At 35.0% G+C, this 7120-nt stretch carries 7 protein-coding genes; 6 read left to right on the plus strand and 1 reads right to left on the minus strand.

Features of this window, described 5'->3' with window-relative positions; translation table 11 throughout:
* Window position 1: 1 nt before the first annotated feature.
* Window positions 2-2122: an ATP-dependent nuclease gene (locus BHE81_RS13015; protein ID WP_045889052.1), complete on the minus strand. Its 2121-nt coding sequence runs from the start codon at window positions 2120-2122 to the stop codon at window positions 2-4.
* A 346-nt stretch (window positions 2123-2468) separates the two neighbouring features.
* Here BHE81_RS13015 and BHE81_RS13020 point away from each other — a divergent pair, with 346 nt between their 5' ends.
* From BHE81_RS13020 to BHE81_RS13045, 6 genes are all read left to right on the plus strand, one after another.
* A complete protein-coding gene (locus BHE81_RS13020; protein WP_124302410.1) occupies window positions 2469-3371 on the plus strand; it encodes a hypothetical protein in 903 nt (300 codons plus the stop codon).
* A gap of 3 nt (window positions 3372-3374) precedes the next feature.
* Window positions 3375-3581, plus strand: coding sequence for a hypothetical protein (locus tag BHE81_RS13025; RefSeq protein WP_071698745.1), 207 nt, complete (start codon window positions 3375-3377; stop codon window positions 3579-3581).
* Window positions 3582-3627: 46 nt separating this feature from the next.
* Window positions 3628-4041 carry a hypothetical protein gene (locus BHE81_RS13030; protein ID WP_045889046.1) on the plus strand — a complete coding sequence of 138 codons (414 nt, stop codon included), beginning with the start codon at window positions 3628-3630 and terminating at the stop codon, window positions 4039-4041.
* Window positions 4042-4468: 427 nt separating this feature from the next.
* Window positions 4469-5710, plus strand: coding sequence for a hypothetical protein (locus tag BHE81_RS13035; RefSeq protein WP_064840275.1), 1242 nt, complete (start codon window positions 4469-4471; stop codon window positions 5708-5710).
* Window positions 5711-5814: 104 nt separating this feature from the next.
* Window positions 5815-6255, plus strand: coding sequence for a hypothetical protein (locus BHE81_RS13040; protein ID WP_087812862.1), 441 nt, complete (start codon window positions 5815-5817; stop codon window positions 6253-6255).
* A partial coding sequence (locus tag BHE81_RS13045) for a relaxase/mobilization nuclease domain-containing protein (protein WP_228268713.1) occupies window positions 6224-7120 on the plus strand: 897 nt, incomplete at its 3' end. The genes BHE81_RS13040 and BHE81_RS13045, both read left to right, overlap by 32 nt.

Raw genomic sequence — 7120 nt, forward strand, 5'->3', positions numbered from 1 at the left:
ATTACAACTCCCAAAATCTAGAAAAGCTATCATTGAAATGTTTCCTATACTCTTGCATCTTTTTATCAAAATCAGGTTCAGAATTAATCTTGTTGCATACATCATCCCAGTGAGTTCCCATTAAAGACATATTATAGGCAAGCATTTTAGTAAGCACAGCATTCAGTTCTCTATCTTTAAGTGCAAAATGAATCGCTTTTAATATATAGTCAGGAACACGATTCTCATTATGGAGATACTCTACCATTTCAGTAGCTAACCACCCTTTACCTATTTTATTGGCGAAAAAAAGAGCAGTTCTAAATCTTACCCGTAAATCATCGGAATTAATACCTGCAACAACTCGCTCAATATCACCTGATCTTTTATATGTTGTCCTAATGACACTGTTGAAAAGATCGGAATTTTCATCATACCGAACAAGCTCTGTTTCAAACGTATTCTCTGCATAAAAAACGGAGACAAATTGATTGCCTTCTACATACTCTGCCAACTCTCGTTCTCTGCGTAAACCGTCAGTCTCAGCGTTTTTCAAAGATTCAACGAAATCAGCATCAAATAGTTCATCCGGTTCTTGCACATATGCCAAATCTTTATCAGTTAAAATTGCGCAATAGCGTTTTAATCTATTACTATGAAAAAGATTTGAAATATGCTTAAATACAGTCCCATCCAATTTTATTAAGCTAATACCTAATTCATCCAAGCTAATACCTAAAGTGACCTTTATAAGTTCTGGGATTATTATTAATTCAGCATCACCCTCTACGAGAATTACACTTTTAGCAAACAACACATCACTACGGATTGCATCAAGATATCTTTCAATTGACGAAATTTCTTTTGGCTGTAGTCCGTTGGAAGGCTGATAGATATCTGTATATCCTCGTTGCCGAGCCAAAATATTCATCGACGAGATTTTAGAAACAGAGCTTATTTGGGTTGAATGAGTCGAAACGAAGACTTGAGTATTTTGAAAATTAAAATTGTCAAATAAAGTTTTCTGGATATGATTATGTATATGAGCCTCTGGTTCTTCAATCAATAGGAAATGAGTTATATGCTCTTCAGCATCTCTAATTTCTTCATACTCATATAATTTTAAAGCCAAATATATTAAATTTGCCCCCCCAAGACTTAAATCATCAATTCTTCCTGAACCGTCATAATCTAAAGAATCCTCGACTACTAATCCAAGTGATTGGATTAATTCAGTAAAATCTTCGGGTAGTTGTGATGAAACCAATATTTTTGGCGAATATGTTGAGCCAACCGTATTAAGTAAAGATGTTGATATTTTATTACTTAGTCGAGCAATTTCAGGAATTGCTGAAATTTGTTCATTAATGTTCTTAACATTCTCAGAAATATCTTTTCTATCATCAATTTGTTTGCTTTTTAAAGTGAGCAATTTATACAGTGGATTAGTTTTATAATACTTTAAATCAGCTACCACGTTGCGAAGAGCCTTGACATAAGTACAAGCAACTTCACTACCTAAGGCGAAGTATGGCGGTTTTTTTACACCAATGACTGTAGCATCATCTTCATTGGGATTTGAAAAAATGTAATTTTCAAAATCCCCAACTACTTGCTTATAAACTTCGTCATTATTAAAATCAACTTTTGTTCTAACAAAAGCGACAGCCTCGTAAGTCTCTTTGGATATTATACAAGTTGATTTCAACTCTGTAAAAGCCTCTAATCTTGATTCTAAATCTTTATTATCTACAGTTAACTCGTATAGCTTTTGCCTAATATGAAATCTTGGGCGATATATAAATGTATAATTTCCTTCTTTTAATGCCTCTTCGTTACCATTATTTATTGTATAGTTCGCAATAACCTGTTCTTCTTCAGATTCACTTAAATCATCAAAATACATTGTGATAATAATCCAGTGCCCGAAGGGGTCATTTAAGCCACGATAAAAATCTTCACCTGATAGAACTCTTGAATTCATTGGAAGTGAGTCATCAAGAATCAATCGCATAGCATTAAACAAATTTGTTTTACCTGAAGCATTCTCACCGATAATTGTATTCACTGAGTTTTTAACAAAGCAGAAATTTGAGCTTCGAAAGTTTTTATAATTTCTAATAGCTAATTTATTGATATACATAGTAATCGATTGGTTCCTTAGCATAGTTTTATTACACATTAGATTACTCCATAGCCACAAGAAGCACAAAGCTATCGAGTACAAAAGTCTGACTAAGTCAAGTAAAAGCAAGGTAATTTACAAGAAAGACTAAAAGAAATGATATAATACCATATGTAAATTACATTATGAAAACCAATGCGGTGATTAAACTACTTTTAAATCAATACCTTATATTCAATAAAAATTAATATTGACGATGAAACATAACTATCGGATATTAAGTAAACAAAAAAAATTCAGATACATCCTAACAATGATCTTGATACTTACTGACAGTAACGATGTTCATGCAGACATAGTTTCGATGAAACTCGGTGATAACTATTTCCGTTTGAATTTAGATATAGAAGCCCTTAAAGATACAAAAATTAGCTTTGATGGCTCTGAATGGACTATCTCCCAGAACGGAAAAACAATCAAAAATTCATCCGTAAAATGTGTTTGGCCAAGGCGGGTATCTGTTCAAGTCAATTCTGAACAACAGCAAGATCAAAGTAATGGTTTCAGATTATGGCGATCTGAATGGAATAAAAGCCTTTTTGGTCTATATAATGCATTATCTGAAAGTTGCTGGTTTAATCATGTAAGAGATGCAACTCTCGCTGATAACAAGTATTTTCAACACAAAATAGCTAATGAAGTTGGGCTAAATAATCCACTATTTATAACTTCAAACTCCAAAGAAGACCTCAAAAATTTCTTAACTACTTACCCTGATTCGGTTCTTAAATTCATGTCTCAAGATATGTATATCTCTGAATCAGGTGAGTTATTAGGTCTATATGTAAACAAAATAACTTTAGAACAATTAGAAAGTTTTGCAAACTATTCAGAAAATCCAATTACTCTTCAAAAATATGTTAATAAAAAATTTGAAGTTAGATACACAGTAATTGAAGATGAACATTTTGCTTGTGCTATAGACTCTCAGCATTCAAACAAGGCAAAAATAGATTGGCGTAGATACGATATACCTAATACACCGCACTGGAAAATTGATGCCCCCACTTCGGTGAAGGAAAAAATAAATTCCTTAATGTCTAAGTTAAACCTTCGATATGGGGCTTTAGATTTCATCGTTGATGAAAATAATGACTGGTGGTTCTTAGAGGTGAATTCTGCTGGTCAATGGTTGTGGATCGAAGATTTATCCGGCATGGATATTTCCGGGTCCATTGCAAATTGGTTAACTTCAAATAGCAGGTGAACTATGAATGTATTTGGTTTAAATTTTCTTGAAAAAATGGAATCGGAACAAAAAGTAGATGTTTCAAACTGGGCTTGGAAACCAGAAAATAGTGAAGCTCAGAAGATCTACGGCTCAGGGATGTCTACTAAGTCACGTGAATCTACTTATGCTGCTGAAAAAGATAGCAGAGAAGATTCAGATCGCCCCAATGAAGGTCTGGCAGCCTAACCACTAGAGCCAGCCACTGCTGGCTCAATTAAAAATGAATAAAATTATGAAAAAAATTCCAAAACCGCTGATAGACACGTACAAAAAAAGCATAAAATTATTATTTGTTCTCATAATATTATTTTTTTTCTTTGACCTTAGCTCACCATATTTATTAGTTTTTCCAATTTGTATTGTTATCCCTTTCTTTTATCGTTTGGTAGAATTAAAAAATAAAACTGAACGTGATCTGATTAAATCAGCAAATGATACTGTTTTATTTTCAGTAAGTGCTCTAACAACTGCCTTACTAACTTTAAAAACATTACCCAATACGTCTATAGACTTTTTTGATAAATTCATGATAAATAACATTGGTTATCTTGTCATTTGCCTCTATACCATATTACTAATAGTAAAAGCTATCGTTGCACGATTTGAATATAAAGAAAATATGTTAAAATATAAATCTGAAAAATGAAGAATTCTATTTTTCACTATTAATAGCATCCGATATCATAAATAATAATGGTGAAAAAAACAATGAAACCGCTACATAGGTAGTGATGACTTTTTCTTTTAAACCGGACAATTCGAAATACCTCATCGAGAAAGTGTCCGATAAGTTTAAATAAATTAAGGATGCTAAAATTGAGGCGATATAAATTATCACAATATACGTCATTATTTTTTTATTCATAAAACCCTCCTACAATTAATATATATTAACTAACATCCTTTTATGTTTTGTCAACTCAAGCAAGAGCTAACCAAAGGAAGCGGAGCTTCTTTTGGTCGCCTTGCTTTTCCTGCCCTTTGGTTGTAAAAGACTGACTATACAAAAGCCTACAAGTAATGTTATTTTAATCCACAGTACTAAGCATATAACGAAAGAGGTGACAAATATAATGAAAATCAGAGCAGCAAATGGTTCATATTCCCCATCGAACTTTTATATGCATATCGAATCCAACGAACAAATTGAGGAGTGTGTTCGGAATAACGAACAAACATTTGTTCATGAATATATACATTTTTTACAGGATCTAATCCTCCCATATTCCATACGAAACACACTAACCTCAAAAAGACGATTTCTTAGTGTCCTCCTTCATGCAAATAAAGTAAAGAAAATTATACGACCATTTTCTGAGTGGGATGACGATACCCAACTGACTGACAGACAATTCTCTTCAACATGGGGATGCGACGATTTCATCGATGAAAATGTTAAAATCAAATCTTTAAAGAATGAATTTTTCACAATTGATACTGGTGCTAGGGTTTTTAAATATATCTTAGTCTTAGAAAACAACTCGGAATACCATGTTGGGGCAAGAGATTTCCTTGAATATATTGCACATAAAATTGAAACTAAGCACTGGGAAACTTCTCATCCTCACTTTCCATATATGACTGTTGATTCGCTATTTGATTTTTTAGGCTTTGATTATGTTGCTGATGAAGTTAGAGTATGTTTCGTTGAATATTGTCTATATAATGACAACCCATTAAATATGTTTTTCAATATTATTGAAGAATTAAAAATCAATAATATGATTTCTGTTCTTGATACTTTCGATTCATGTAGTCACTACCTCATTAATCGCCCATGGGAAGCAAAGGGAGGCTTTAATGAAACTATATTTACCAAAACTCAGAGAAGACTATTTGATTTCAAAGAATCATTATCATTAACTTATTCTGGAAACAATTTCCCCAACATCCAAAGATGGATACAACTTGTTATTGATTTTGCAAAAACCGAATTATCTAATAAATTTATATTTGCCGAACTTTTCAGGTTAAATGGTGATGATTTTTTCATAAAAATAAACGGTTTCATTCAAGAAATAGGTATCCCCCTTGTTATGAATAATAATGGGGAATGTATTTCCTTACTTCCAGAAGACTTTGACCAGAATGAATTTATGCAACTTCTAACAGTTCTCGCCCTTATGATTTATGTCTCAGGCAGTGACAGAAATTGCGCACTGATAGATTTATGTAGAGTTTCAAATCCTAATGTCACTAATAGTCTCTGCACAACAAACCCTATATTAAGAGCTCATGATGATGAGTTGTGTCCTTTTGGACTACTCATAAAGAACTATGGTCTACATAAAATTGATTGGGAATATCATTCTTAATACATATTTATAAGTATTATATTAAATATTGCTCCTGCAAATATTGACTTATTTCAAGAGCATGTATAATAGTTAAAGACATCAACATTAAAAAAGGAGTTTATATGGAAATAAACCCATCAATGCCTCGCATTTCAAAAAGCATCGCACCTTTAATAAAGCAATCTTCAAATCTGCAAGAATTAATACCGCAAACTCTCAGAACTCATTGTGTCAGCGTTCGTCTGAATAACGCAGAACTTCAACACCTCAATACGAAACGCGGTTCTACGAGTAAAGGCGAATGGTTACGTATGGCTTTGTTACAGAAGCTGCCAACAATTGTGCCTCCTGTAAACATCGATACATGGAAAACTTTGGGTGAGATCAATCAGAAGTTAAACCGTATTGCTCTCCATATCGACAGTAAGAGTAAAGATAGCCAGCTTACTCACACCGAGCTTTTCGCTGTGAAGCGACAACTGAAAGAGCTTCGTCACAGCTTGTTAAGAACAGATTTTTGGAGTACCGCTCGTGAAGGGTATGCGGAAGATCAAGAGGGGTAAGAGCTTCGCAGGTGTTGTTCAATATGCATTGAAGCTGGGAGCACACCACAAAAGTGATCCAGTCGTCATTGGCGGGAACATGTTAGGTGATTCAGCCCTTGAACTGGTCGCTGAATTCGACAGCACCAAGCATCTTCGCCAGGATGTCGCAAAACCCGTTTGGCACAACTCTCTACGATTGCCTGACGGAGAAGCATTATCGAATGACCAATGGGTAAACATAGCTGACGGCTACATGAAGATGATGGGGTTCAGTGATACCCATCTCCGTTGCTATGTCTTACATGACGACGAAGGTCAGCACATACACATTATCGCAAGCAGAATCGACATGGCCGGTGGAAAGCTTTACTTAGGTAGGAATGAAAACCTCATCAGCACCCGGATTATCAGTGAACTTGAAATCGCTCATAACCTGACAATTACCAAGACAGCTTCTGCGATTACACCAAGGCAACCGAAGCGAAAAAGAATCTCTCGCAACGAACAAATGCTATCGGCCCGGACTGGTGTTCCCTCCCCTAAGGAAGCTCTCCAACAGATACTTGATAAAAGTTTGGCAGATACACCTGACCTTTTAACTTTGATCAAGAGGCTGGAAGAGGCAGAAGTCGGCTGGACGGCTAACATTGCCTCTACCGGTAAGATGAACGGCTTCTCATTCGAATACCGCGATATAGCTTTCAAGGCTTCACAGTTAGGCAAGGGTTACTCTTGGGCAAATCTTCAAAAGCAACTTAACTACAACCCCGACCACTTAGAATTTCTGCTAAAGGGTATACAGACGAAGGAAGCTCTTCCTGCTCCTGCTCCTGCTCCTGCTCCTGCTCCTGCTCCTGCTCCTGCTCCTGCTCCTGCTCCTGCT

The sequence above is a fragment of the Klebsiella sp. AqSCr genome (genome assembly GCF_008452795.1).
Lineage (GTDB): Bacteria > Pseudomonadota > Gammaproteobacteria > Enterobacterales > Enterobacteriaceae > Klebsiella > Klebsiella pneumoniae.

Coding starts and splice junctions, on each gene's coding strand:
- BHE81_RS13015 (WP_045889052.1), bottom strand. CDS start 2,122: ATGTATATCAATAAATTAGCTATTAGAAATTATAAAAACTTTCGAAGC.
- BHE81_RS13020 (WP_124302410.1), top strand. CDS start 2,469: ATGAAACTCGGTGATAACTATTTCCGTTTGAATTTAGATATAGAAGCC.
- BHE81_RS13025 (WP_071698745.1), top strand. CDS start 3,375: ATGAATGTATTTGGTTTAAATTTTCTTGAAAAAATGGAATCGGAACAA.
- BHE81_RS13030 (WP_045889046.1), top strand. CDS start 3,628: ATGAAAAAAATTCCAAAACCGCTGATAGACACGTACAAAAAAAGCATA.
- BHE81_RS13035 (WP_064840275.1), top strand. CDS start 4,469: ATGAAAATCAGAGCAGCAAATGGTTCATATTCCCCATCGAACTTTTAT.
- BHE81_RS13040 (WP_087812862.1), top strand. CDS start 5,815: ATGGAAATAAACCCATCAATGCCTCGCATTTCAAAAAGCATCGCACCT.